The organism is Lentzea sp. NPDC004782 (assembly GCF_040609115.1).
Lineage (GTDB): Bacteria > Actinomycetota > Actinomycetes > Mycobacteriales > Pseudonocardiaceae > Lentzea.
In genome coordinates this window covers 98,830-122,021 of record NZ_JBEXJN010000017.1, presented here as the reverse complement: position 1 = coordinate 122,021, position 23,192 = coordinate 98,830, and the positions used below count along the sequence as shown (strand labels likewise).

Sequence of the window (23,192 nt, the reverse complement as noted above, 5' to 3'; positions counted from 1 at the left end):
TTGGTTCGGGTTTTCCGGGGCTCTTACCCCCACCCCGGGGGCCGCCGCCCCCCCAACACCCACGTAACTGCCCGGCAGGCCAGGGCGCTCAGAGGCAGGAACCGTGCACCGGGCCCTCGCCGGTGGCGAGGTCGCTCAGCGCACGGCGGATGACCGCCATCTCCTGATCGGTGAAGCGGGCGCGGAAGCCGCGTTCGACCTCGGCGAGCGCGTCACGCGCCTGCTTCTGCAGCTCACGGCCCTCATCGGTGATCACCGGCGTGCGCACCCTGCGGTCGTTCGGGTCGGGCACCCGCATGATCAGGCCCGCTCGTTCCAGCTTGTCGAGCTCGCTCATCAGCGTGGTCTTGTCCAGGCCGAGCATCGCGCCGAGCTTGAGCTGGGTGCGCGCGGCCTCCTCGTCGCTGACGAGCGCCTGCAGGACGAGCTGTCCGCGCAACGAGATGCCGAACTTCGTGATCTCGTCGGCGAACGCGGCCCCGACGCGCTGGGCCGCGCGGTGCAGCAGCCAGTTGAAGTCCCACTTCTCCGCGCACGCGGCGATGGGTTGCTGCACCTCCATGTCGTTCATCCTACCTCCCGGCGGAGATGTTCTTGGCTAAGAACATCTTGACTCGGAACTTCTCCACTCGTATGTTCTGAATATGACCAATCTGCTGCACATCGACTCGAGCATCCGGTACGAGGGATCGGTGACCCGCGAGGTCTCCGGCGCGTTCGCCGACGTCTGGCGGTCCTCGAACCCCGAGGGCGGTTACACCTACCGCGACCTGAACGCGGCGCCGGTCCCGCACGTGGACGGCACCGAGCACGACATCAGGGCCGACCTCGTCGCCGAGGTCAGGGCCGCGGACGTGATCCTCATCGGCGCGCCGATGTACAACTTCTCGATCCCGTCGACGCTGAAGGCCTGGATCGACCAGGTCGCCACGCGCGAGTTCTTCGCGCGCGAGGACGGCACGTTCGAGCTCGGCGGCAAGCGCGTCGTCGTGGTGACGGCGCGGGGCGGCTCGTACAAGCCCGGCACGCCGCGCGAGGGCTTCGACTTCCAGGAGCCGTACCTGCGGGCCGTGCTGTCGATGATCGGCCTCGACCAGCACCTGGAGTTCGTGCACGCCGAGCTGACCATGGCCGAGGTCAACCCGCAGCTGCACCAGTTCCGCGAGCTCGCGGTCGAGTCGCTGGCCGACGCGCACCGCGTGGTCAAGGAGCTCGCCTCCGCCTAGTGTCGGTCGTGTGATCGACAAGGTGGCGTGGGTGCACGTCGTGGACGGCCGGGTGCTCGTCGCCCGCTCGCACGGCAAGGACACCTTCTACGTGCCCGGTGGCAAGCGCGAACCGGGGGAGTCCGACGTCGAGACGCTCGTGCGCGAGATCCGCGAGGAGCTGTCCGTCGACGTGTCGGGGCCCGAGCTCATGGGTGTGTTCGAGGCGCAGGCGCACGGTCGTGCCGAGGGGGAGACCGTGCGAATGACCTGCTACACGGCCTCGTACGCCGGGGAGCTGAAGCCGGCGAGCGAGATCGCCGAGCTGGCGTGGTTCACCGCCGCCGACGCGGACCGGGTCTCACCGGTCACGCGAGTCATCTTCCGTCATCTGGAGTCGGCGGGTCGGTTGTCCTAAGCTGGTAAGCGCTTTCCCAATCCTGTCCACCTACCGCCGCCACGCTGTAGGGAGTGACACGCATGGGGTTTCGCAACAGGCCGGTGCTGCTGGCGGCGGTGTGTGCGACCGTCGCCGGCGCGCTGGCCGGCACGACTCCCGCCGTCGCAGAATCCGGAGAATGGCGCGTCGCCGCGCCCGTAGGGGTGCAATCCGTTGCACCAGAAGCACTTGTACGGCTCGACAAGGGGAGGTTGAGCCTTTCGGTCCGGCGCGGCGGCACCACGGTGCTGGAGCCGTCCGCGCTGGGCATCCGCACCGCCGACGCCGACCTGACGTCGGGGCTGAAGTTCGTCGGGTCGTCGTCGCGGCTCGTCCAGGACTCGTACACGACCGTTTCCGGCAGGAAGCACGACCACACCTACGTCGGCACGGAGACGACGTTCCACCTCCAGCGGCTGGCCGAACGGCTGGACGTCGTGGTGCGCACATCCGCGGACGGCGTGGCGTACCGGTACGTGCTGCCGTCCGGCAAGTGGGCGACCGTGCTCGGCGAGGCGTCCGAGTTCGCGGTGCCCGCGTCGGCGGAGAAGTTCCTGCTGCCGTACGACAACGGGCGCAGCGACTACGAGTCCCTGCACGTTCGCGTCGCCGAGAAGGGCGTCGAGTACGGGTATCCGGCGCTGTTCAAGGTCGGGGACTCGTGGCTGCTGCTCGCGGAGTCCGACCTCGACGGCCGCTACGGCGGTTCACGGGTCGTCTACGACGGGTCGCGCTACAAGCTCGTGCTGCCCGATCCCGCCGAAACCTCCGCTGGTCCGCTGTCGACGCCGTGGCGCGTGCTGGGCGTCGGGTCGCTGCCGGACCTGGTGGAGAGCTCCCTGATCACGTCGCTGGCGCAGCCGTCGAAGATCACCGACACGTCGTGGATCAAGCCCGGCACCGCGGTGTGGTCGTGGTGGGGTGACGGCACCGGGGACCTGGCTCTGCAGAAGCGGTACGCGGACTACGCGGCGAAGCAGGGCTACCGGTACAACCTCGTCGACTCCGGCTGGAGCGCCGACTGGATCCCCGAGCTGATCTCGTACTCGAAGGCGCGCGGTGTCGGCACGTGGCTGTGGGTGCGCTGGCAGACCATCGACACCGACAGCGAACGCGAGCGGCTCTTCGCCCAGTACAGCTCGTGGGGCGCGGTCGGCCTGAAGATCGACTTCATCGAGTCCGACGGTCAGGACCGGATGCGCTGGTACGACGCCGTGTACGCGGCGGCCGCGAAGTACCACCTGATGCTGAACTTCCACGGCGCGCCGATCCCGCGCGGCGTCGAACGGACCTGGCCGCACGTGCTGTCGGCCGAGGCGGTGAAGGGCGCGGAGGGCACGAAGCCGCGTCCCGGCCGGGAACCGTTCCCGATCGAGCACTACCTGACGCTGCCGTTCACCCGGAACCTGACCGGTCCGATGGACTTCACGCCGGTGACGTTCTCGGGCGTCCGTCCCGACTCCGACGCGTTCGAGCTGGCGCTGAGCGTGCTGTACGAGTCGGGCGTCCAGCACTTCGCGGACAAGATCTCCAGCTACGAGGCCTACCCGGTGGCCGAGCAGTTCCTGCGCACGGTGCCGGCCGCCTGGGACGAAGCGCGTTTGGTGGCAGGCGATCCGGGCAGCCTCGCGGTGCTGGCCCGCCGCTCCGGCACGACGTGGTTCCTCGGCGCCGGCACGGCGGGTGATGCACGTGACCTTTCGGTCGGAACGGGATTCCTCGGCTCCGGCTCGTGGTTGGTCGAGCTGTACCACGACGGTCCGGCGGGCAAGATCGCGTTCGACACCAAACGTGTCACGGCGGGAGACTCCCTGACGGTGCCAGTGGCGCACAACGGCGGTTACGCGGCCCGGCTCTGCCAGGTGCCGCCGACCGCGACCACCTGCGGCTGATCACTCCATCTGGTCAGCCGCTTCGCGCGGGGGCCGGGCGCGCAGTGAAGCGGCGCGCCCGGCCCCCGCGTGCCAGAACGCCATCGCGGCGGTCAGCACGGCGATGATCACGTAGATGGCCTCGAAGCTCAGGTGCGCGACGAGTGCCGCGCCGACCGCGAGGCCGAGCGGGCCACCTCCGAACACGATGCTGATCGCGGTCGCGCTGACCCTGCCCATCACGGCCGGTGGGGTGCGTTGCTGCACGAGCGTGGCCACCGCGATCACGGCCCAGGCGAGCCCGATGCCGTGCACGAACCCGGCCGCGAGCACCGCGGGCAGCCATGCCGTCGTGCGCGCCAGCGCGGCGACCGCGATCAGCGCCAGCCCGGTCGTGATGTCGGCGCGCTTCCCCGCGAGGCCCGCGAGCACCGATCCGGCGCCTTGGGCGGCCGAGAGCACGCCGAGGAACTCCGGTCCGTAGTGCAGTCCGTTCTCCACGAGAGAGAACGACGCTGCGGTGTGCAGCGAGGCCGCGAACAGCGCGGTTGTCGCGCCCACGATCGGCCAGGTGAGCGCCTTCAGGTGTGGCCAGCTCGGGGTCTCGCGCGGCGCGGGTGGTGGTTCGTCGACCTTGATCATGCTGGTGGCCGCGGCGGCGAGCAGGAACGACAGCGCGTCGATCGCCACCACCGGCCACGCGCCATGCGCCGCGAACAGAGCTGCGGCCGCCAACGGCGCGACGAGCTTCATGCCTTCCTGCAACGACATGCGCAGGCCGTTGACCTTCGCGAGCCGGTCCTGGGGGAGCAGCATCACGAGCAGCGCTGGCTCGGCGGCGCTGACCAGCACCGCTTGCACGCCGTAGACCAGCAGGACCGCGTAGATCACGCGGAGGTCGTCGGTGAAGAGCAGGACGGCGAGCACGGGCGCCATCGCGAGACTGGTCCAGACGAGCAGCGGTTTCTTGCGGAAGGTGTCCGCGAACCGGCCGATCCACGGCGACAGCACGCCCGGCGCGTACACGCACAGCAGAGCGAGCGTCGCGAGAGCATCGCTGCCCGTCAGAGACTTCATCCACACACCGGCGACCAGGTACATGGCGCTCGTCCCGAAGAACGACAGCGTCAGCCCAGCGAAGTACCACCGCACCACGTCGCAGCTCCCCCAGAAACGGCGAAGGGAGGCGAGCACGCTCTCCTCCCACTTCAACATATAGCGCACCCCCGCTCTTGCGGCAAGACCCGGGGCATGCTTCATCATTGCCCGGCCAACGGGATCTACCTGGGGAAATGGGGAACTCCATGATCGACGTCATCATCGCCGGCGGCGGGCCGACCGGCATGATGCTGGCCGGCGAACTGCGGTTGCACGGCGTGGGCGTGGTGCTGCTGGAGCGGGACCCGGAACCGACGAAGGTCGTCCGGGCGCTCGGCCTGCACGCGCGCAGCCTCGAGATCCTCGACCAGCGCGGCCTGGTGGACCGGTTCCTGGCACTGGGCACGAAGCACCCGCTCGCGGGGTTCTTCGCCGGCATCGACAAGCCCGCGCCGGAACGGCTCGACACCAAGTACCCGCACGCGCTCGGCCTGCGGCAGCCGATCACCGAGCGGCTGCTCACCGAGCACGCCGCCGAGATGGGTGCGGACATCCGGCGCGGCTGCGCGGTGACCGGCCTGGCGCAGGACGACGAGGGGGTGACCGTCGAGCTGGCCGACGGCACGTCGTTGCGGGCGCGCTACCTGGTGGGCTGCGACGGGGGCCGCAGCACCGTGCGGAAGCTGGCGGGCATCGGCTTCCCCGGCGAGCCGACGCGGGTGGAGACGTTGCTCGGCGAGATGGAGATCGGCATGCCGTGGGAGGAAGCGATGCCGATCATGATGGAGGTCCGCAAGACGCGGAAGCTGTTCGGCATCGGCCCGTTCGGTGACGGGGTGTACCGGGTCGTCGTGCCCGCCGACGGCGTGTCCGAGGACCGCTCGGTGCTGCCGACGCTGGACGACTTCAAGGCACGGCTGCGGCACTTCGCGGGCACCGACTTCGGCGTGCACTCGCCGCGCTGGATGTCCCGGTTCGGCGACGCCACCCGGCAGGCCGAGCGGTACCGGTCCGGCCGGGTGTTCCTCGCGGGCGACGCGGCGCACATCCACCCGCCGACCGGTGGTCAGGGCCTCAACCTGGGCATCCAGGACGCGTTCAACCTGGGCTGGAAGCTCGCCGCCGCGGTGCACGGCCGGGCGCCGGAGGGGTTGCTCGACACCTACGAGGCCGAACGGCACCCGGTGGCCGAGGAGGTGCTGAACAACACCCGCGCCCAGATCGAGCTGATGAAGGTCGAACCGGGACCGCAGGCCGTGCGGCGGCTGCTCACCGAGCTGGTGCAGTTCGAGGAGGTCAACCGGTACCTGATCGAGAAGATCATCGCGGTCTCGGTCCGGTACGACCTCGGGTCCGGCGACGACCTGGTGGGACGCCGGATCGGGGACCTCGCGCTCAAGCGGGGCGGGCTGTACGACCAGATGCACGCCGGGCGCGGGATCCTGCTCGACCAGACCGGCGCGCTGTCCGTCGGCGGATGGGCGGACCGGGTCGACCACCTCGTCGACGTCAGCGAGGAGCTCGACGCGCCCGCGGTGCTGCTCCGACCTGACGGGCACGTGGCGTGGACCGGTGCGGACCAGCAGGACCTGGAGGGACAGCTCGCCCGCTGGTTCGGCGTCGCGAGCTGAGCTTGGAGGCGCTCCAACACCCGGCGCGAGGTCACCCGTTCGGGCGCTGAGGGCGCGCTGTCACACTGTGCGGCGTGTCCGAGCCGATGACCGCGGTGCTCCTGCGTGCCGCCGAGCTCACCGCCTCGGGGAAACCGCGGCAGGCCATCGACCTGCTGCGGCCCCTGGTGGCGGCGAACCCTCGGCACGCCGAGGCGTGGTGCAGGCTCGCCGCGGCCTGCCTGGACGCCGGTGAGGCGGACCAGGCTCTCGACTCGGCCAAGCGGGCGATGGTGCTCGACGGCGAACCCGCCTGGCCCCAGCGGCTCGCGGCGCTGGCGTTGAGCGACCTCGGCCGGCACCAGGAGGCGGCGGTCGCGGCACGGGAGTCCGTGCGCCGCAAACCCGGTGACTGGCGCTGCTACGTGGTGCTGGCCGAGGTGCTCGCGGACCTGCCGGACGGCGCCGTCGAGGCGTTCGACTCGGCCCTGCACGCCTCCCAGCTCGCGCCCACCGAGGCGCGGGCGTTCCAGGTGCTCGGTGACGCGGCCCTGCGCCTGCGCGACTGGGGCACCGCGGAACACGCCTACCGCACGGCGATCAAGCTCGACCCGTCCGACGCGGACTCCAAGGCGAACCTCGCGACCGTGCAACGACGTCGTTCCGCGAAACCGCCCGCGCCGTCGCAGTTGAACAAGGTCCAGGTGTGGCGCGCGCTGCGCATGCTGTCGTTGCTGCTGGTCGGCGGAGGTTTACTCGCGCTGGTCGCCGGCATGCCCCGGCCGACGCCCTACCTGGGGTTCTTCAGCGGCGCGCTGGTGCTGTGCTGTCTGGTCGTGGCGTTGCGCCTGCGTCCGTTCAAGCTGCTGTTCGGCCTGCGCAAGCTCGCCGTGACGGTGTCGCTGCTCGCCGCCTCGGCACTGATTCTCGCCGGATGGACCATCGCGTTGTGGTTCGGAGCAACTACGATGCAACCTCTCGTGCTCTCCTGGTTGTGCGCTGTTGTGGGGGGAGCGCTCGTCTACGTCGGGGGAGGCCGGAAGCGGTGATGCGTCGCAACGCGGTCGCACTGGCGTTCCTGCTGTTCCTCGGGCAGCTGTTCATCGTCGCCGCGCCCGCACCGACGCACGCCGAGGGCTCGGTCGTCCGGTACGCCCACACCGTCGCCAACCTGCCGAGCGCCGCGCCCAGGCCGCACAAGCACCACGCCGCGCAGGTGCCGCAGGCGAAGCTGCCGATGCACGTGCCGCCGGTCGCGAGGCCCGGGCTGCCGATGCGGTTCGTCGTCTCGTTCGCGCGCCGCGTCCACCGCACGCCCGACGGCATCCGCTCGACGCCGCATCGGGACCGCTCTCCGCCTTCCGGTCGCTGAAACCCGTTACTCAGCAACCACTTTCTTCCCGGAAGGCTTCTCCCACCCATGTCGCGCGATCATGCGCGGCGGGGTCTCCTCGTGCGCGGTCTCACAGCGCTCGGGGTCCTCGTCGCGTCCGCTTTTCTGCTGCTCACCACAGATCCCCGCCTCGGACTCGACCTCCGCGGCGGCACCCAGATCGTCCTGGAGGCCAAGGGCGACTCCGACGCCGCCGACCGTTCGCTCGAAGTCCTGCGCCGCCGGGTCGACGCGCTCGGCGTCGCCGAACCGGTCATCGCCCGCTCCGGCGAGAACCGCATCGTCGTGGAGCTCCCCGGCGTGCAGGACCCCGCCGAAGCCGTGCAGGTCCTCGGCCGCACCGCCCAGCTCACCGTGCAGCGCAACAACGAGACCGTCCTGACCGGCGAAGGCATCTCGGACGCGTCCGCCGTCCGCAACCCGCAGGGCGCGGGCTTCGTCGTGAACATCCAGTTCCGCGGCGACGCTCCGGGCAAGTGGCAGAAGGTGACCGGTGAGGCGGCCTGCGAGCCGTCCGGCACGCCCGGCCGTCAGATCGCGTTCGTGCTGGACGGCAAACCGATCTCGTCCCCGGAGGTCAGCCTCGACACGCCGTGCGGCGGCGGCCAGGCGGGCGGCGCCACCACGATCACCGGACGGTTCTCCCAGGCAGAGGCCGGGGAGCTGGCCCTGGTGATCCGCTCCGGCGCGTTGCCGGTACCGGTCCAGGTGATCGAACAGCGCACCGTCGGCGCGACGCTGGGTGCGGAGGCGATCGAGGCCAGCACCAGGGCCGCGATCATCGGCATCGCGCTGACCTCGGTGTTCCTCGTCGTCGCGTACCGGCTCGCCGGGTTCCTCGCCGTCGTCGCCCTGGTCGGTTACGCGGGCGTCGCCTACGCGGGCCTGCTGGCCGTGGGCGCGACGCTGACGTTGCCCGGTCTGGCCGGGTTCGTGCTGGCGATCGGCATGGCGGTCGACGCCAACGTGCTGATCTTCGAACGGGCGCGCGAGGAGTACGCCCGGAAACCGAACCTGCGCCGTGCCGCGGAGGGCGGCTTCCGCGGGGCGCTGAGCGCGATCGCCGACTCGAACGTCACGACCCTGCTGGCCGCGGGACTGCTGTTCTGGCTGGCCACCGGCCCGGTGCGCGGCTTCGGCGTCACGCTCACCATCGGTGTGCTGGCGTCGATGTTCAGCGCACTGGTGTTGTCGCGCGTGCTGGTGCTGTGGGTGCTGGGCACGCGGTTCGTGGCCAAGCGCCCGCGGTTGAGCGGCCTGCACACGCTGGGCTGGGTGCGGCAGCGCCTGTCCGTCGTCCTCTACCGGCGGCCGTCGTTGTGGCTGATCAGCGCCGGTGCCGTGGTGCTCGTCGCCATCACCGGGCTGTTCGTGCGCGGCCTGAACCTGGGCGTCGAGTTCACCGGCGGCCGCATGCTCGACTTCACCACCGGCGGTGCCGTCGACCCCGGCCGCGTACGCACCGCGCTGGCCGACGCGGGCTTCCCGGACGTCGTCGTGTCGTCGTCGGGCCACGAGATCTCGTTGCGCACCGGCCCGATCGACGACGCCCAGTCGTCCCGGATCGGCGCGGCCGTGAACGCGGCCGTCGACGGCGGCGCCCGCCAGTCGAGCAACGAGCTGATCGGCCCGTCGCTGTCGTCGGAGCTGCGCCGCAACGCGGTGATCGGCCTGGCCATCGCCGTGGCCGCGCAGCTGGGCTACCTGGCGGTGCGGTTCGACTGGCGCCTCGGCGTGGCGACCGTGGCCGCGCTGCTCAGCGACGTCCTGGTGCTGATCGGTGTGTTCGCGTGGCTCGGCAACACCGCGGACGGCGTCTTCCTCGCCGCGCTGCTGACCGTGATCGGCTACTCGGTCAACGACTCCGTGGTGGTCTTCGACCGGCTGCGCTCGCTGCGCGGCTCCCGGTTGAAGGCCCCGTACCCGGACGTGGTGTCGGGAGCCGTCGTGGAAACCGTGCCGCGCACCGTGAACACCGGCATCGGCGTGCTCTTCGTGCTGTCGGCGCTGCTGGTCCTCGGCGACGGGTCACTCGCCAACTTCGCGACGGCGTTGCTGATCGGCCTCGTCGCCGGCACCGCGTCCACAGTGGTCACCGCCGCACCGGTGGCGATCTGGCTGGAGTCCCACCGGCCGCGCAAAGCAGTTTCGAAGAAGCGCCCGGTGGGAGCGCGGGCCTAGCGTTGCCCGCATGATCACTCACACGCACTCGATCACGATCAACGTCCGCGACCTCGACGAGGCGGTCGCGTTCTACGTCGACGTGCTGGGCTGGGAGAAGCGACAGGACAGCAACGAGGCGGGCATGCGCTGGCTGACCGTCGCCCCTCCCGGCGCCCAGACGGCATTCGCGCTGTCGGTGAACGACTCGCCCAACGTGTCGTTCGCGACGGGCTGCGGCATCTCGCTGATCACCGACGACATCGACGGCGACGTCACCGCGTTCGAACAGAAGGGAGTGCAGGTCAAGGCGGCACCGGAGACCATGCCGTGGGGTGACCGGGCCACCTGGTTCAGCGACCCGTTCGGCAACGAGTTCTTCCTCGTGCAGCCCGCTTCGTAGCAAGCTGAGCGGCATGACCTCATTCGCCGCGTACCAGAACGAGATCTACCTGCAGGGGCTCGGCGGCGCGGTGCCGCCGTTCACCACCGACCCGGACGCGCTGGAGCAGTCCGCGCGAGACCGGCTGGGACCGGGCCCGTTCTGGTACGTGGCGGGAGGTGCCGGCTCCGGTGCCACCGTGCGGGCCAACCGCGAGGCGTTCGACCGGGTGCGAATCGTGCCGCGGATGCTCACCAACGCGACCGAACGGCACCTCGGCGTCTCCGTGCTCGGCACCGGCCTGCCCGCCCCGGTGCTGCTCGCACCCGTTGGCGTGCAATCGATCCTGCACCCGGACGGCGAACTGGCGACCGCACGTGCCGCCGCCGAGCTCGGTGTGCCGATGGTGCTGTCGACGGCCTCCTCGCACACCATCGAGGAGGTCGCCGAGGCCTCCGGCGACGGCCCGCGCTGGTACCAGCTGTACTGGCCCAACGACCCGGACGTGTGCGCGTCGCTGCTGGAGCGGGCGCGCAAGGCCGGGTACACCGCGCTGGTCGTCACGCTCGACACGTGGACCCTGGCGTGGCGCCCGCACGATCTCGACCAGGCGTACCTGCCGTTCCTGCGCGGGGTGGGCACGGCGATCCCGTTCAGCGACCCGGTCTTCCGCGCCGGCCTGCAGAAGTCGCCGGAGGAGGACCTGCCGATGGCGATCCTGCGGTGGGTGCAGCTGTTCACCGGCACCGACAAGTCGTGGGAGCAGCTGGCGTTCCTGCGCGAGCACTGGGACGGACCGATCGTCCTCAAAGGAATCCAGCACGCGGACGACGCGCGCAAGGCCGTCGAGTCCGGAATGGACGGAGTCGTCGTGTCGAACCACGGCGGCCGCCAGGTCGACGGCGCGGTCGGGTCGCTGGACGTGCTGCCGTCGATCGTCGAGGCGGTGGGGGAGCAGGTCGACGTGCTGTTCGACTCCGGCATCCGCACCGGCGCGGACATCGTGAAGGCGCTGGCGCTGGGCGCCAAGGCCGTGATGGTCGGACGCCCGTACGCGTACGGGCTGGCGCACGGAGGCCAGGTCGGGGTGCGGCACGTGCTGCGCAGCCTGCTCGCGGACTTCGACCTGACGCTCGGGCTGTCGGGGCACCGCAGCCCGGCCGAGCTGAGCCCGGACGCGCTGCGGTTCGTTCCCTAGGGCATCGTCGCGGTCATCCGCGCGAGCATGCCGAAGTCGGCCGGCTGCACCCGCAGCCAGCCCTGGTCCCTCGCCGCGAGGTAGCGCCCGCTCGGCGTGTCGATGAACGTGAGCGGGTTGGCGCAGCGCTGCTTGCGGCCGAGATGGTCGCGCTTGGCCGAGTAGACCTGGCCACCACCGGTGCGCGGCTCGCTCATGATCTGCTTGAGCTGCGCGACCAGCTGGTCGTTCGGTGTGCTGGTCGGACGGCTCTGCTGCAGGAAGGAGCCGGTGTCCTCGTAGGACCGCGGCTTCTGCTTCAACGCGTCCTCCGGCAGCGTGATCGGGCTGCCCTTGCCGGCCGGCACCGGCGGCAGCGCGCCGACCAGCGCCTGCGGTGCCTCGTCCGGCCGCACCGGTTCCAGCACGAACTGCTGGTCCTGCGTCAGCACGATCCGCAGCGCGTCCTGACCGTTCGACACGACCAGGACGCTCTGCTGCGGGCCGTCCTTCAGGCTGAAGAACGCCCAGTACTCCACCCCGGCCTCGACCACGAGCCGCAGCGCGGCGGCCAGGTCCGGGTGGATCTGGCCACCGCGCGCCAGCCCGTACTGCTCCAGCTGCGCCCACGCCGTGCGCTGCAACCGTTCGAGCTCGCTCAGGTCACCCGACTCGAGGAGGTCCTCGTCGAAGTCGACCTGGGTGAGCAACGCCCGGTGCAGCGACGGCAGGCCCGCCGCCTGCCACGCCTGGTAGAGCGCCGTGACGGGAATGGCGACCTTGGTTCTCAGCACCATTCCCCCTTATCCGCCGATGACCGGCGGAGCCACCATCGTGCCGTCACCGAAGATGTCCTCGGTCTCCTGCAGGTACGACGCGGACTTGTGTTCCTTGTCCTCGTCCCCCTCACCCTTGGCGCCGTGGCCCATGCCCCCGGCACCCATACCGGCAGCGCCACCACGACCCGCCGCACCCCCGGCCCCCGCGGGCCCGAAGCCGCCGGCACCGCCGCGCCCCTGCTCACTGACACCGGCCGCGCCACCGAACCCGCTGCCCATGCCGCCCGGCCCACCGGCCCGAGCCGCCGCGGCACCACCGAGGCCACCCGCACCGCCGCCCATGCCACCACCGCGACCGCCCGCGCCACCGCCACCGCCGCCGGGCCCGCCGAGGCCTCGTCCACCGGGCCCTCCCGGCCCACCGGGACGGTTGCGCGGATCGTTGGGGTTGAGCCGGCCGCGGTTGCGCGGGTCGTTCGGGTTGTTCGGATCCCACCGGCCACCGGGCGGGATGGCGGTGTCGCCGGGAGGCCGGTTGCGCGGGTCGCTCGGGTCGCTGCCGGGAGGCGGGTTGCCGGGGGTGGGAGCGCCCGGCTCCATCCACGACGGGTTGGTGTTGTCGCTCGGTGGCTTCCACCCGGACAGGTTGGTGTTGTCACCCGGCCTGCTCGTGCCGGGAGGCTGGCTGGTGCCGGGCGGCGTGTAGCCGTCCGACGTCCCGGGCTTGTCGACCTTGCTGATGTTCTTCTGACCGGTGCCCTGCTCCTGCATGCCCGCGTCGCTCGCGTCCGGCGAGATGAACGTCGGCATGCTGCTGGTGCTCGCGGTGACGGCGTCCCCGTACTGGGTGAACGCCCGCATGTTGGCCTCACTGACCTGCTGGTTCTTCTCGACCGCCTTGTCGTAGTCGGTGTCCCAGGGCCACACGTCGTTGAGGAACGGCTTGTCGGGGACCTCGGGCGGCTTCTGCATCGCGTACTTGGCGTTGACGTACGCCTCACCGATCGAGTCCGCAGTCCTGCCGGCATCACTGGCGGACTGCCCGGTCACGTCTGCCCAGGTGGCAAGTGGTGAGGTCTTGCTGCGCGCGGTGTCGGCGGCTGCGCCCTCCCAGGACGCGCCAGAGTCGCTCACGGCCTTGTTGATCAGGTCGGCGACCTGTGTGTGGCCTGCTGACAGATCGCGCCAAGCCTGTGCGGTCGGCGCCGTGCTCTGGCTCGGGCCCTTGCCGGACTCGAACCACTTGTAGACAGTTTCACCGCCCGCGAAGGGAAGCACGGCAAAGCCTGTGATGTTCGGCTCATCCCCAGCCATCTCGCTACCCCTTCAGGTTGCTGATGATCAATTGTGCGACCCTCTCGCCTTCCGGGCAGGCCTTCTTGGTCGCGCGCTCGTCCGCAGCTGTGGAGACCTGGATCGTGACCGAATCGGTCTTGGAAGCCTGGAGAGACGTCAGACAACCGGTCGACGCATCGGTTCGGTCAGTGGAGATGACGCGAACCCCATCGATCTTCTTGTCAGTGAAGACCGGGTTGTCCTTGACGTTGCTGACCATCGCGTCGAAGTCCTTGCCTTGGGTCACAGCGATGACGTAGCCCGAGTTCTTGATCACGTCCTGGCCTCGCCAGGTGCAGTTGGGGCCGAGCTCGCCGGCCCCCTTGACCGGTGCGCGCACAGAGCCGAGTGTGCTCACCTGGGCAGCCGTGAGGATGCTGCACGGGTCGGCCACGTACTTCGCGATGCTGAGACCCGGACCAGAACTGCCGCTGGGGGGCTCGCTGCTGGTCTTTCCGGTGCCGGACGCGGGCGGCGTCGTGGGGGTCCCACCGGTCTTGTTGTCAGAGCAGCCCGCCAGAGCGCCGAGAGCAAGCACGGCGGTGAGCAGGACAGTCATGCGCTTCAAGATCGTGTCAGCCCTTCATCGCGGTCTTCGCCGCCTCGTCGGTGCCCCGGTACTCGGCCAGGGCCTTTTCGATGTTCTTGACGGTCTGTTCCAGCGCCTTCTGGGCTGCGTCGTTCGCCCAGAGGTAGCCACCGGGGTCTCCGCCCGCCGTTTTGCGCATGGAGAGCGTCGCGTAGCCGCTGTACGGGTCGGGGCCTGGAGTGCCGGCGTACTGGATTTCGCCGCTCTTCTCCCTCAGCTCCATCAACCGCTCGATCGCGGCCTTGAGGCCGTCGATCATCTTCTGGGCTTGGTCAGGATCGACGCTGAACTTCGCGGTACCCGCGCCACCGGCTCCAGCAGCGACCGCACCCGCCACGGCACCCGCTGCCGCGCCCGTGGCCCAAGGCACCACTGCGTCGAACATCAGCATCTTGGCCAGCTCCCCTCAGAACTCCACACCCCTGTTGGAGGATTTTCGCATAGGACCGGTTCCATCTGCGGGTGAACGAGTGACCCCGACCTGGTCACATGGCCGTTTCGTGCAAGACCGCGCACCGTCACCGGCCTAGGTTCGAGGCATGATCGAACGAGCGCGGAACTTCATCTGGCACAACGCCCGCACGCTGGAACAACGCTGGTTCGAGCACGCCTTCGACGGCGGCTCGGCACAGGCCGTGGTCCAGGCCGTGCTGGCCTATCGCAACGACGACGGCGGCTACGGGTACGCCCTCGAACCGGACCACCGCGGGCCCACCAGCCAGCCGCTGCACGCCCTGCGCGCGCTGCAGATGTTCGGCGAGGTCGGCGCGCCCGAGGCCGCCGGGTCCGTCGTGACCTGGCTCGAGAACACCTGCCCGGACGGGTCGGTGCCGTTCGGCCTGTCCACCTCGAAGGACCACCCCAAAGCACCGTGGGTCGAAGCCGACGACCAGGGCGGACTGCTCCTCACCGCCCAGATCGCCGCCGCCCTCTACGCGCTGGGCATCAGCGGCCCGTGGCTCGACAAGGCGACCGAGTACTGCTGGCGGAAGATCGACGAGCTCACCGAGACGCACCCGTACGAGCTCCGCGCCGCGGTGATGTTCCTGGACGAGGTGCCCGACCGGAAGCGCGCGGAACTGGCCGCCGAGAAGCTGAAGCACCTGACCCCGCACACGTACGAGGAAGACGAGGGCCTGGCCATGCACCACTACGCGGCCAAGCCCGCCGGTCTCGCCCGCGCCTGGTACACCGACGACGAGTTCGACAAGGGCCTCGACGAGCTCCAGCACGGTCAGCAAGCAGACGGCGGCTGGAACTTCGGCTTCCCCGCCTTCACCCCGATCACGCACTTCGAATGGCGGTCCATCGCCACCATCGACGCGTTGTTGACGTTGCGGCGTTACGGCCGGATCAGCTGACCGAGCGGCACTCCGGCGAGCGAGCGCACCTCGCGGGCCAGATGCGCCTGGTCGGCGTACCCGGCCTCGGCGGCGACTGCGGCGAACGGCAGGCCGTCCCACGCCAGGCGCACCGCGGCGTCGAACCGCAGCACCCGCTGCAGCACCTTCGGCGGGTACCCGAACGCGTCCAGGCACCGCCGCCGCAGCTGCCGTGAGCTGAGGCCGATCTCCCAGGCCGCGGAAGTCACGTCTCCGGACCGCAGCAGGGAAACCGTCGCGGCCAGCGCCGGATCCACGACCACCCGCGAGGCGCAGAACGACACCATGTCCGAGAACGACGTCAGCCGAACGCCGGGAACGAGCTCGGACAACGGCACCCGCAGGTCCCGGACGGCGTGCGCGGGCACCCCGAACACCGACGGGAACGCGCCGGGCGGCAGCCGCACGCCGTACAACGTGCCCGGTGCGACGGTGGCGAGCTGGGCTTGTGTGTCCGGCCCGGCCACGAACAGCGCGCCGGTGGCCGGAGTCCACATCAGATCCGTGCACCCGTCCGGCACCACGCGCTGCACGGTCGGTGAAGTGACCGTGCGCGTCCACAGGCAGACCAGGCCCGCGGGTGCGGGACGTTCGGCGTACACGGACCCATCATCGCAACCAGTGGCAAGCTGATCTTCATGAAGCGAACCCTGACCACGGCCGTGGTCGCTCTCGGCGTGCTGGTGGCCGGTGCGGGCACGGCGTCCGCGCAGGATCCCTACGCCAAGTACCCCACCGAGTCCGCCTGCCGGACCGCGGGCTTCCAGTACGTGTTGTCCGGCAAGGCTTTCCGCTACGAATGCTCCGGTCCGCACGCGGCCGGCCCGGCGAGCCAGAAGTGGTGGCTCTACCTCATCTGAGTGGAAAAGCCGGAAGCCCTGCCCCTCGTGATGAGGAGCAGGGCTTCCGCGTGCCGATGGACGATACTGGGATTGAACCAGTGACCCCTACCGTGTCAAGGTAGTGCTCTCCCGCTGAGCTAATCGTCCGCGTGGGACGAGATTCTAGCCCAGACGCCCGCACCACCGCGCATCCAGGGGTCAGGTTCCGAACTTCACCCAGTTCACGCTCACGTACGGCGCCGGCTGTCCCGAGGTGAACGTCATGTACACGTCGTGCACCCCGCTGATGTCCGAGATGTTGGCGGGAACGGTTCTCCACGCGTCCCACCCGCCGGTGTTGCCGACCGCGAACGTGCCCGCCGGCGCCGCCGTCCGCGAGTCCAGCCGGACCTCGACCAGCCCGCTCACGCCACTGCCGGCGCCAGAGGCCACGCGGGCGTAGAACTGCCGTGCCGGACCCGAGCCGAAGTCGACGCCGGAGAACTTCAGGTAGCCGCCGTTCGCGATCTGGTGCACGCCCGAACCGCCTTCGGCCGGTCCCACCGTCCCGCCGGAACGCTCGGACGCGTTCTCCGCCTGCAGCTCGGAGTAGGCCGAACCGCCGCCACCGGGCGGAGGAGTGGTTGTGGTCGGCGGTGTGCCGCCAGCCGTGTAGACGGCCACGTAGTCCACGACCAGCGAGTGACCGGACTGGGTGGCCGCGACAGGGGTCGGCTGGTTGTTGTTGAGCGCGTTCGGGAACGCGCCGCCCATCGCCAGGTTCAGCAGGATGAAGTACCCGGCGTGCGACGTCATCTGGTTCCACACGGTCGCGCCGACGCGGGCCTGGGTGACCTGGTGGAACGACTGGCCGTCGACGAACCACGTGAACGTCTTCGCGGCGTCGTCCCACTCGAAGCGGTAGGTGTGGAAGGCGGACTGGCAGGACGCGCCGGGGCACGCCCGCGAGTTGCCGATGCCGGTGAACTCGCCGCAGGCACCGCCGGGCGCGACGTCGCAGTGCAGCACGCCCCAGACGCTGTTGATGCCGTTGACGTTCTCCATGATGTCGAACTCGCCGATGCCCGGCCAGTTCCAGTAGTTGCCGCGGTACGGCGAACCGAGCGCCCAGAACGCGGGCCAGTAGCCCAGCGCGGCCTCGCCGGTGACGTCCGGCATCTGGATGCGGCCCTCGATGGCGAGCTTGCCGCCCGGCGCCGGCTTGAAGTTCGAGCGCTGGGTCTCGATGCGCGACGACGTCCAGTTGCCCGCGCTGTCCTTCAGCGCGGTGATGCGCAGGTTGCCCGCGCCGTCGAGGCGGATGTTCTGCGTGTTGTTCGTGTAGTTCTGGATCTCGCCGGTGCCCCAGTTCGCGGGACCGCCGGGGTAGGCGTGACCGAGGTCGAAGATCCAGTCGGAGCTCGACGGCAGCGATCCGTTCGGGCCGTTGAAGTCGTCACCCCACACCTGCGTCCATCCCGATGCAGGGGGTGGGATCGAAGCGTTGGCGGACATGGCGGCGATCGCCAGGGGTACCGCGGCAAGAAGAGCTGTCGTGGCCGCGAGGACGCGGCGGCGTGGCTTCATGCGCGAGTGACCTCCTTGTCACGGGTGCAGTCCATTTATGAGAGCGCTCTCACAAGGTCTGGACAAGCGGCCAATCGGAGTAACGACCCAAAACGCAGCAGGTCGTGCCACGTCTCGTTTGGACTTATTTGGCGTCGGCGTAGCACGTGACGGGCACGGCGTTCATCGGGAACCGCACGGCCGTGTCCCCGAACAGCAGCCGCGTGGCCTCGCGCCCGGCGTCCGCGATCGCCTGGATCACGGCGCCGGCGTCCTCGCGCGGGCAGTGCACGAGCACCTCGTCGTGCTGGAAGAACACCAGGTGCGCGTCAGTCGGCAACCGGTTGCGCAGCACGCCCAGCAACGCCGCCGTCCAGTCCGCCGCGCTGCCCTGCACGACGAAGTTGCGCGTGAACCGCCCCCAGTTGCGCGCCGCCTGCCGCGACGAGCTCGACACCTCGCCGGAGTCGTCCGCACCGCCGGTCAGCTCGCGCCACGCCTCGGACGGCGCGGGCGAGGTGCGCCCGAGCCGCGTGCGCACCATCCGGCCCTGTTCACCGGCCTGCGCCGCCGCCTCCACGTACCCGACGGCCTGCGGAAACCTCTTGCGCAGCACGGCGAGCAGCGGTCCCGCCTCGCCGGACGTGCCGCCGTACATGGCCGACAGCATCGCGATCTTCGCGCGCGGCCGCTCACCCTTGAACGAGTCCGCGGCCAGCGCGGAGTACAGGTCGTCGTCCCCGCACACCTCGATCAACCGCTGATCGCCTGACAGCGCAGCCAGAATCCGCGGTTCGAGCTGCGACGCGTCCGCCGCCACGAGACACCAGCCGTCGTCCGCGAGCACGGCTTTGCGCATCAGCCGCGGGATCTGCAGCGCCGCACCGCCTCGCGACGCCCACCGCCCCGACACCACGCCACCCACGACGTAGTCCGGCCGGAACCTCCCGTCCCGCACCCACGCGTCGAGCCACGTCCAGCCGTGCGCCACCCACAGCCGCGCACGCTCTTTGTACTCCAGCAACGGTTCCACGGCCGGATGGTCGATCTTCTTCAACACCCACCGCCGCGCCGACGGCACGTCGATGCCTTCGCGCGCAAAGGCCCGCACGATGCTCGCGGGCGCGTCCGGGTTGACCTCCTTGCCGCCGAACGCGTCCCGGATCTGGTCCGCCAAGGCCTGCAACAACTTCGGCCGCACGCCCGGCGCCGTGCGCGGCCCGAGCATCTCCTCCAGGATCTCGTTGTGCACGTCCGCCCGCCACGGCAGGCCGTGAAAGGTCATCTCCGCCGCCACCAGCGCCGACGCCGACTCGGCCGCGATCAGCAGGCCCAGCGCCGGATTCCGTTGCTGCGCCCGGTAAACCAGCGACAGCGCCGCCAGCTCATCGGTGTCGCCGGGCAACCGCGTGGGCTCCGGCTCGAACAACGTCAGCTCGACGTCCTTCTTGCGCGGCCCCAGATCCGCGGGCGCGGGCAGCCCCAGCTCGCGCGCCAGCGCCGCCGCGAGCTCGCGCGGCTCCCGGTGCCGTCCGTCCGCCCCGAGCAGCAACCCCTCGGTCAGGTGCAGGTCCCAGCACCAGTCGACCCGAACCCCGGCGGTCAGCAGCGCGGGGTAGATCTCGGCCGTGTCCGCCCACACCCACCGCGGTCTGTGGGCGCGCTCCAGCGACGCGACGGCGGAGGCCAGTGACGGAGCTGCCATCGGCGGGCCGGCGGGCGTCCCGTCGTCGTGCAGCTTCTGCCACCGCCCGGCACCGTCCGCTTCCGGGACGAGGGCGACCAGCACACCCAGATTGTGCAACGCAGGTCTGACACTTTCAGTCCAGGCTGAAGCCGAGCGGTCGCAGGAGCGCCTAACGGTTGGAGGATCTCCAAGCCAGTCAGCAAAGGAGTGAAGGAAAAACGGGAAAATTCCCCGATGGTGTGGTCTTGCTACCCCTGGCCTGATCGCCAGCCGACTATGAGGCTGTGGATCGAGCACTCAGCGTCGCCGCACTGCTGGACCCCACCCGTCAGGTGGTCCCCTTTCACGGCAGAGAATCCGAGCTGCACGCACTCACGCAGTGGCGCGACAGCCCCGCGCCCCGGGCGTCCCTGCTGCTGCACGCACCCGCCGGCGCGGGCAAGACCCGGCTGCTCCAGCACTTCCGGACCGAGCACTGGGACGACGACGCGCACGGCAGGCTGCTGCTGATCGACGACGCCGACCGCCTCACCTGGAACGACATCTTCCTGCGGCTGCAGGACACGCTCCGGCACGGACCGGCGCGCACGCGCGTGCTGCTGGCGGCGAGGACCACGGGCTGGTGGTGGTCCTCGACGCGCCAGCGCATCGCGGACTTCGACCACGAGGTCACCGCGCTGGAGCTCGCACCGAGCCTCGACGACCGCGCCGGGTCGTTCACCCTGGCCTGCCAGTGCTTCGCCAAGCAGCTCAACGTGACGGCGCCGGACGAGCCGCCGCCGAACATCGCCGACGAGACCGTCCTGGACCTGCACCTGGCCGCGCTGACGACGGTGCACGGCGACCCGTGCGACGTGAACCGCACCCAGCTCGTCCGCCAGCTCCTCAAGCGCGACAACGGCCCCAAGAGCGGCCGTGTCGCCGAGGACCACCTCGCCGTCGCGACCCCGGACACCCCCGACCCGGACCTGCTGGCCCGTGCCGCGCAACGCTGGCCGCACCTGCGCCCCGAGCTCGACGAGCTGATCGACGCCGACCCGGAGATCGTGCTCGACATGGCCCGCGACAGCCTGCGCATCGCCGTCGAGCTCGGCTCGTTCACCACCCTGGAGCACATCGCCCGGCAGGTCTTCCGCGACGAGCGGTTCGCCACCGACGCGATCCCCGCCATGCTCACCAGGCGTCTCATCGACCGCGCCCAGGACACCCTCGAACGCGCCGAGATGTACGGGATGCTCAGCGCCCGCACGGCACTCTGCGGCCTGCGGGAGGAAGCCGTCGAAGCCTCGCGCAACGAGGTCGAGTGCTACCGCGAGCTGGCTGAGCAGGACCGCGAGAACCGCCCGCTGCTCGCGGACTCGCTGGGAGACCTCGGCCTGCGGCTCATCGCCGTGCACCGGACCGCCGAGGTGCTCAGGGTCTCCGAGGAGGCGATCCGGCTCTGGCACGAGATCGCGATCGACGACCCGGAGACCATCCCGCAGCTCGCCTCGGCGCTGGAGCAGATCAGCTACCGCTACCAGGCCCTCGGCATGGCGGAGGCGTCGATGGACGCCATCAGCCGCGCGACCCTGATGTACCAGGAGCTGGCGAAGACGCACCCGGCGTTGTTCCGCGTCGACTTCGCCAGGGTCGCGGCCACGGTGGCCCGCAGGTACCACGCGGAGGGCGAGAACACCTACGCCGCCGACTCCATGCAGCTCTCGATCGCGAACTGGCGCATCCTCGCCCAGGAGGACCCGCGCTACGAACCGGAACTGGCCCGCAACCTCGCCGTGGCGGGCACCATGCTCGTCGAGCTCCGCCGTGCCGAGGCCGCGAACGAGACCCTCAAGGAGGCCGTCGAGGTCTTCCGCCGGCTCGCCGTGGTGAACCCGCAGACGTTCCAGCCGGAGCTGGCGGACGCGCTGATGCGGCACAGCCAGGCGTTGCACGAGCTGTGCGAGGATCCGGACGCCAAGCACACCGCGCAGGAAGCCGTGATGCTGTGGCGCGAGAACGGGGACAAGAAGGGCCTCGGCACGGCGTTGCTCAACGTCGTCAAGGTCGCCCACGACTTCGACGCCGAGCTGCTCGCCGCGCGGGAAGCCGTTGAGGTGTACCGGGAACTGGCCGCGGAGAACACCGTCTGGCACCAGGTCGACCTCGCGATCGCCCTCGCGGCGCTGACCGAGCAGCAGCTGATCCAGGACGACGTCGACCAGGCGCTGACCAGCGCGACGGAGGTGTTCGACATCGTGCGGCGGCTGCCGTCGCAGCTCGTCGACTTCTTCGGCGCCAAGCTCGCGGTCGCCATGCAGCCCATGACGTCCACGCTGTCCGAAATGGAGTACCACGCCCACGCGCTGGAGTCGTCCGAGCTGATGGTCGACATCTGGCGGGCGCTCAGGGACAAGTCGCCGGGCGCGTACATCGGGGCGATCCAGCAGCACGCGTGCAAGCTCCGCGGTGCGGAACGACGGGTGGAGGCCAGGAACACCGCGCACACCGCCGTCGTCCTGTGGCACCTGTCGGGCAAGGACCTCGACCGGGAGGTCGGGTACGCCGACGCGCTCACGATCTACGCACGGCTGTGCGCGGAGACGAAGCACGAGCTGCAGAAAGCACTCCGGCTCACCCACCGCGCGGTGCAGATCATGCGCGAGGCGGGTGAGCCGGTGAAGCTGGAGTTCGCCCTCGAAACGGTCGAGGCGCTCAGCTCGTCGTGAGCAGCGACCGGACGAAGAACGCCACGTTGGCCGGACGCTCCGCCAGACGACGCATGAAGTAGCCGTACCACTCGTCGCCGTACGGGACGTACACGCGCATCCGGTTGCCCTCGGCCGCGATCCGGCGCTGCTCCTCGGGCCGGATGCCGTACAGCATCTGGAACTCGTAGGAGTCCTTCGGCCGGGCCGAGGCCAGGTCGGCGGCGATCGCGATCAGGCGCGGGTCGTGTGAGGCCACCATCGGGTAGCCCTGGCCCTCCACGAGCACCTTGAGGCACCGCACGTACGACAGGTCGACGTCGTGCTTGTCCTGGTACGCAACGGAAGCAGGCTCCTGGTAGGCGCCCTTGCACAGCCGCACGCGCGAGCCGCTGTACGCGAGGTCGCGGCAGTCCTGCTCGGTGCGGCGCAGGTAGGCCTGCAGCACCGCGCCGACCCACGGGAAGTCCACCCGCAGCTCCCGCAGGATGCCCAGCGTGGAGTCCGTGGTGGTGTGGTCCTCCATGTCCAGCGTCACGGTCGTGCCGACGACCGCGGCCGCCGAGCAGATGCGCCGGGCGTTCTCCAGCGCGATCTTCTCGCCGTCCACCGGCAGCGACTGGCCGACGGCCGACAGCTTGACCGACACCTCGGCGCCCTCGGTGAGCCCGTGCGACTCCAGCCGCGCCAGCAGCGTCAGGTACGCCTCGACGGTGTCGTTGGCCTGCGACTCCTCGACGGTGTCCTCACCGAGGTGGTCCAGCGTCACGAGCCGGCCGTCGCCGAGCACCTCGGCGGTCGCGCGGATGGCGGCATCGACGTCGTCACCGGCGACGAACCGCTCGACGACGGGCCGGGTCAGCGGCGTCGACTCGACGAACTTGCGCGCGCCCGCACTCCGGGACGCCGCAAGAAGACTGGATCGCAACATCGTTCACGTCCTAGGGGTGTGGTGGATGAAGGGCGCCTTGTTCCACTTGTGGTGGATGAAGGCGCCCTTCATCCAGGGCG

The 23,192-nt window shown here is 70.2% G+C and carries 22 protein-coding genes and 1 tRNA gene; 12 read left to right on the top strand and 11 right to left on the bottom strand.

What is annotated here, in order from left to right; genetic code table 11:
- Window positions 1-88: 88 nt before the first annotated feature.
- On the bottom strand, window positions 89-571 hold the full coding sequence (locus tag ABZV40_RS18280) for a MarR family transcriptional regulator (RefSeq protein WP_355442308.1): 483 nt from the start codon (window positions 569-571) through the stop codon (window positions 89-91).
- Window positions 572-644: 73 nt separating this feature from the next.
- Between ABZV40_RS18280 and ABZV40_RS18275 the strand changes: the two genes are divergently transcribed.
- From ABZV40_RS18275 to ABZV40_RS18265, 3 genes are all read left to right on the top strand, one after another.
- Window positions 645-1,226, top strand: a complete 582-nt coding sequence (locus tag ABZV40_RS18275) for an NAD(P)H-dependent oxidoreductase (RefSeq protein WP_355442305.1) — start codon at window positions 645-647, stop codon at window positions 1,224-1,226.
- A 10-nt stretch (window positions 1,227-1,236) separates the two neighbouring features.
- Window positions 1,237-1,623 carry an NUDIX domain-containing protein gene (locus tag ABZV40_RS18270; protein WP_355442302.1) on the top strand — a complete coding sequence of 129 codons (387 nt, stop codon included), beginning with the start codon at window positions 1,237-1,239 and terminating at the stop codon, window positions 1,621-1,623.
- Window positions 1,624-1,685: 62 nt separating this feature from the next.
- Complete coding sequence (locus ABZV40_RS18265) at window positions 1,686-3,536, top strand: glycoside hydrolase family 97 catalytic domain-containing protein (RefSeq protein WP_355442299.1); 1,851 nt, start codon at window positions 1,686-1,688, stop codon at window positions 3,534-3,536.
- Here ABZV40_RS18265 and ABZV40_RS18260 read toward each other — a convergent pair whose 3' ends face one another.
- Window positions 3,537-4,730, bottom strand: coding sequence for an MFS transporter (locus ABZV40_RS18260; RefSeq protein ID WP_355442295.1), 1,194 nt, complete (start codon window positions 4,728-4,730; stop codon window positions 3,537-3,539).
- An 89-nt stretch (window positions 4,731-4,819) separates the two neighbouring features.
- Here ABZV40_RS18260 and rox point away from each other — a divergent pair, with 89 nt between their 5' ends.
- The 6 genes from rox (at window position 4,820) to ABZV40_RS18230 (ending at window position 11,356) form a co-directional block, all read left to right on the top strand.
- Window positions 4,820-6,244, top strand: coding sequence for a rifampin monooxygenase (gene rox / locus ABZV40_RS18255; RefSeq protein WP_355442292.1), 1,425 nt, complete (start codon window positions 4,820-4,822; stop codon window positions 6,242-6,244).
- A gap of 74 nt (window positions 6,245-6,318) precedes the next feature.
- Entirely contained in the window at window positions 6,319-7,272 is a 954-nt protein-coding gene (locus ABZV40_RS18250; RefSeq protein WP_355442289.1) for a tetratricopeptide repeat protein, read from the top strand.
- On the top strand, window positions 7,272-7,595 hold the full coding sequence (locus ABZV40_RS18245) for a hypothetical protein (protein ID WP_355442287.1): 324 nt from the start codon (window positions 7,272-7,274) through the stop codon (window positions 7,593-7,595). Before ABZV40_RS18250 ends, ABZV40_RS18245 begins: the two co-directional genes overlap by 1 nt.
- A gap of 81 nt (window positions 7,596-7,676) precedes the next feature.
- Complete coding sequence (secD, locus tag ABZV40_RS18240) at window positions 7,677-9,797, top strand: protein translocase subunit SecD (RefSeq protein WP_355442285.1); 2,121 nt, start codon at window positions 7,677-7,679, stop codon at window positions 9,795-9,797.
- Window positions 9,798-9,807: 10 nt separating this feature from the next.
- Entirely contained in the window at window positions 9,808-10,179 is a 372-nt protein-coding gene (locus ABZV40_RS18235; RefSeq protein WP_355442282.1) for a VOC family protein, read from the top strand.
- 13 nt (window positions 10,180-10,192) lie between these two features.
- The gene (locus tag ABZV40_RS18230; protein ID WP_355442279.1) at window positions 10,193-11,356 is read left to right on the top strand and encodes a lactate 2-monooxygenase; all 1,164 of its coding nucleotides are present in this window, start codon (window positions 10,193-10,195) and stop codon (window positions 11,354-11,356) included.
- Here ABZV40_RS18230 and ABZV40_RS18225 read toward each other — a convergent pair.
- The 4 genes from ABZV40_RS18225 to ABZV40_RS18210 are packed head-to-tail and all read right to left on the bottom strand — an operon-like array spanning window position 11,353 to window position 14,429.
- Window positions 11,353-12,129, bottom strand: coding sequence for an ESX secretion-associated protein EspG (locus ABZV40_RS18225; RefSeq protein WP_355442276.1), 777 nt, complete (start codon window positions 12,127-12,129; stop codon window positions 11,353-11,355). The two genes, ABZV40_RS18230 and ABZV40_RS18225, sit on opposite strands and share 4 nt — an antisense overlap.
- 9 nt (window positions 12,130-12,138) lie before the next feature.
- Complete coding sequence (locus tag ABZV40_RS18220) at window positions 12,139-13,392, bottom strand: PPE domain-containing protein (protein ID WP_355442273.1); 1,254 nt, start codon at window positions 13,390-13,392, stop codon at window positions 12,139-12,141.
- Between the two features lie 40 nt (window positions 13,393-13,432).
- The gene (locus ABZV40_RS18215) at window positions 13,433-14,008 is read right to left on the bottom strand and encodes a DUF3558 domain-containing protein (protein WP_355442270.1); all 576 of its coding nucleotides are present in this window, start codon (window positions 14,006-14,008) and stop codon (window positions 13,433-13,435) included.
- Window positions 14,009-14,024: 16 nt separating this feature from the next.
- On the bottom strand, window positions 14,025-14,429 hold the full coding sequence (locus ABZV40_RS18210) for a hypothetical protein (RefSeq protein WP_355442267.1): 405 nt from the start codon (window positions 14,427-14,429) through the stop codon (window positions 14,025-14,027).
- 148 nt (window positions 14,430-14,577) lie between these two features.
- Here ABZV40_RS18210 and ABZV40_RS18205 point away from each other — a divergent pair, with 148 nt between their 5' ends.
- Entirely contained in the window at window positions 14,578-15,399 is an 822-nt protein-coding gene (locus ABZV40_RS18205) for a hypothetical protein (RefSeq protein WP_355442264.1), read from the top strand.
- Here the strand turns inward: ABZV40_RS18205 and ABZV40_RS18200 are convergent.
- Window positions 15,381-16,022: a helix-turn-helix domain-containing protein gene (locus ABZV40_RS18200; protein ID WP_355442261.1), complete on the bottom strand. Its 642-nt coding sequence runs from the start codon at window positions 16,020-16,022 to the stop codon at window positions 15,381-15,383. The two genes, ABZV40_RS18205 and ABZV40_RS18200, sit on opposite strands and share 19 nt — an antisense overlap.
- Before the next feature lie 36 nt (window positions 16,023-16,058).
- Between ABZV40_RS18200 and ABZV40_RS18195 the strand changes: the two genes are divergently transcribed.
- Entirely contained in the window at window positions 16,059-16,280 is a 222-nt protein-coding gene (locus ABZV40_RS18195) for a hypothetical protein (RefSeq protein WP_355442258.1), read from the top strand.
- A 57-nt stretch (window positions 16,281-16,337) separates the two neighbouring features.
- Here ABZV40_RS18195 and ABZV40_RS18190 read toward each other — a convergent pair.
- From ABZV40_RS18190 to ABZV40_RS18180, 3 genes are all read right to left on the bottom strand, one after another.
- A tRNA-Val gene (locus ABZV40_RS18190) sits at window positions 16,338-16,409 on the bottom strand.
- 51 nt (window positions 16,410-16,460) lie between these two features.
- Entirely contained in the window at window positions 16,461-17,828 is a 1,368-nt protein-coding gene (locus tag ABZV40_RS18185; protein WP_355442256.1) for a carbohydrate-binding protein, read from the bottom strand.
- A gap of 124 nt (window positions 17,829-17,952) precedes the next feature.
- A complete protein-coding gene (locus ABZV40_RS18180; RefSeq protein WP_355442253.1) occupies window positions 17,953-19,596 on the bottom strand; it encodes a bifunctional 3'-5' exonuclease/DNA polymerase in 1,644 nt (547 codons plus the stop codon).
- A gap of 182 nt (window positions 19,597-19,778) precedes the next feature.
- On the opposite strand from ABZV40_RS18180, the gene ABZV40_RS18175 reads away from it, so the two are divergent.
- Window positions 19,779-22,202 (top strand): hypothetical protein, encoded by a 2,424-nt coding sequence (locus tag ABZV40_RS18175; protein WP_355442250.1) that lies wholly within the window; start codon window positions 19,779-19,781, stop codon window positions 22,200-22,202.
- On the opposite strand, the gene ABZV40_RS18170 is transcribed toward ABZV40_RS18175, so the two are convergent.
- A complete protein-coding gene (locus ABZV40_RS18170; RefSeq protein WP_355442247.1) occupies window positions 22,189-23,112 on the bottom strand; it encodes a proline dehydrogenase family protein in 924 nt (307 codons plus the stop codon). The two genes, ABZV40_RS18175 and ABZV40_RS18170, sit on opposite strands and share 14 nt — an antisense overlap.
- Window positions 23,113-23,192 lie beyond the last annotated feature (80 nt).

Coding starts and splice junctions, on each gene's coding strand:
- ABZV40_RS18195 (WP_355442258.1), top strand. CDS start 16,059: ATGAAGCGAACCCTGACCACGGCCGTGGTCGCTCTCGGCGTGCTGGTG.
- ABZV40_RS18185 (WP_355442256.1), bottom strand. CDS start 17,828: ATGAAGCCACGCCGCCGCGTCCTCGCGGCCACGACAGCTCTTCTTGCC.
- ABZV40_RS18215 (WP_355442270.1), bottom strand. CDS start 14,008: ATGACTGTCCTGCTCACCGCCGTGCTTGCTCTCGGCGCTCTGGCGGGC.
- rox (WP_355442292.1), top strand. CDS start 4,820: ATGATCGACGTCATCATCGCCGGCGGCGGGCCGACCGGCATGATGCTG.
- ABZV40_RS18260 (WP_355442295.1), bottom strand. CDS start 4,730: ATGTTGAAGTGGGAGGAGAGCGTGCTCGCCTCCCTTCGCCGTTTCTGG.
- ABZV40_RS18280 (WP_355442308.1), bottom strand. CDS start 571: ATGAACGACATGGAGGTGCAGCAACCCATCGCCGCGTGCGCGGAGAAG.
- ABZV40_RS18230 (WP_355442279.1), top strand. CDS start 10,193: ATGACCTCATTCGCCGCGTACCAGAACGAGATCTACCTGCAGGGGCTC.
- ABZV40_RS18210 (WP_355442267.1), bottom strand. CDS start 14,429: ATGCTGATGTTCGACGCAGTGGTGCCTTGGGCCACGGGCGCGGCAGCG.
- ABZV40_RS18205 (WP_355442264.1), top strand. CDS start 14,578: ATGATCGAACGAGCGCGGAACTTCATCTGGCACAACGCCCGCACGCTG.
- ABZV40_RS18235 (WP_355442282.1), top strand. CDS start 9,808: ATGATCACTCACACGCACTCGATCACGATCAACGTCCGCGACCTCGAC.
- ABZV40_RS18170 (WP_355442247.1), bottom strand. CDS start 23,112: ATGTTGCGATCCAGTCTTCTTGCGGCGTCCCGGAGTGCGGGCGCGCGC.
- ABZV40_RS18245 (WP_355442287.1), top strand. CDS start 7,272: ATGCGTCGCAACGCGGTCGCACTGGCGTTCCTGCTGTTCCTCGGGCAG.
- ABZV40_RS18275 (WP_355442305.1), top strand. CDS start 645: ATGACCAATCTGCTGCACATCGACTCGAGCATCCGGTACGAGGGATCG.
- ABZV40_RS18265 (WP_355442299.1), top strand. CDS start 1,686: ATGGGGTTTCGCAACAGGCCGGTGCTGCTGGCGGCGGTGTGTGCGACC.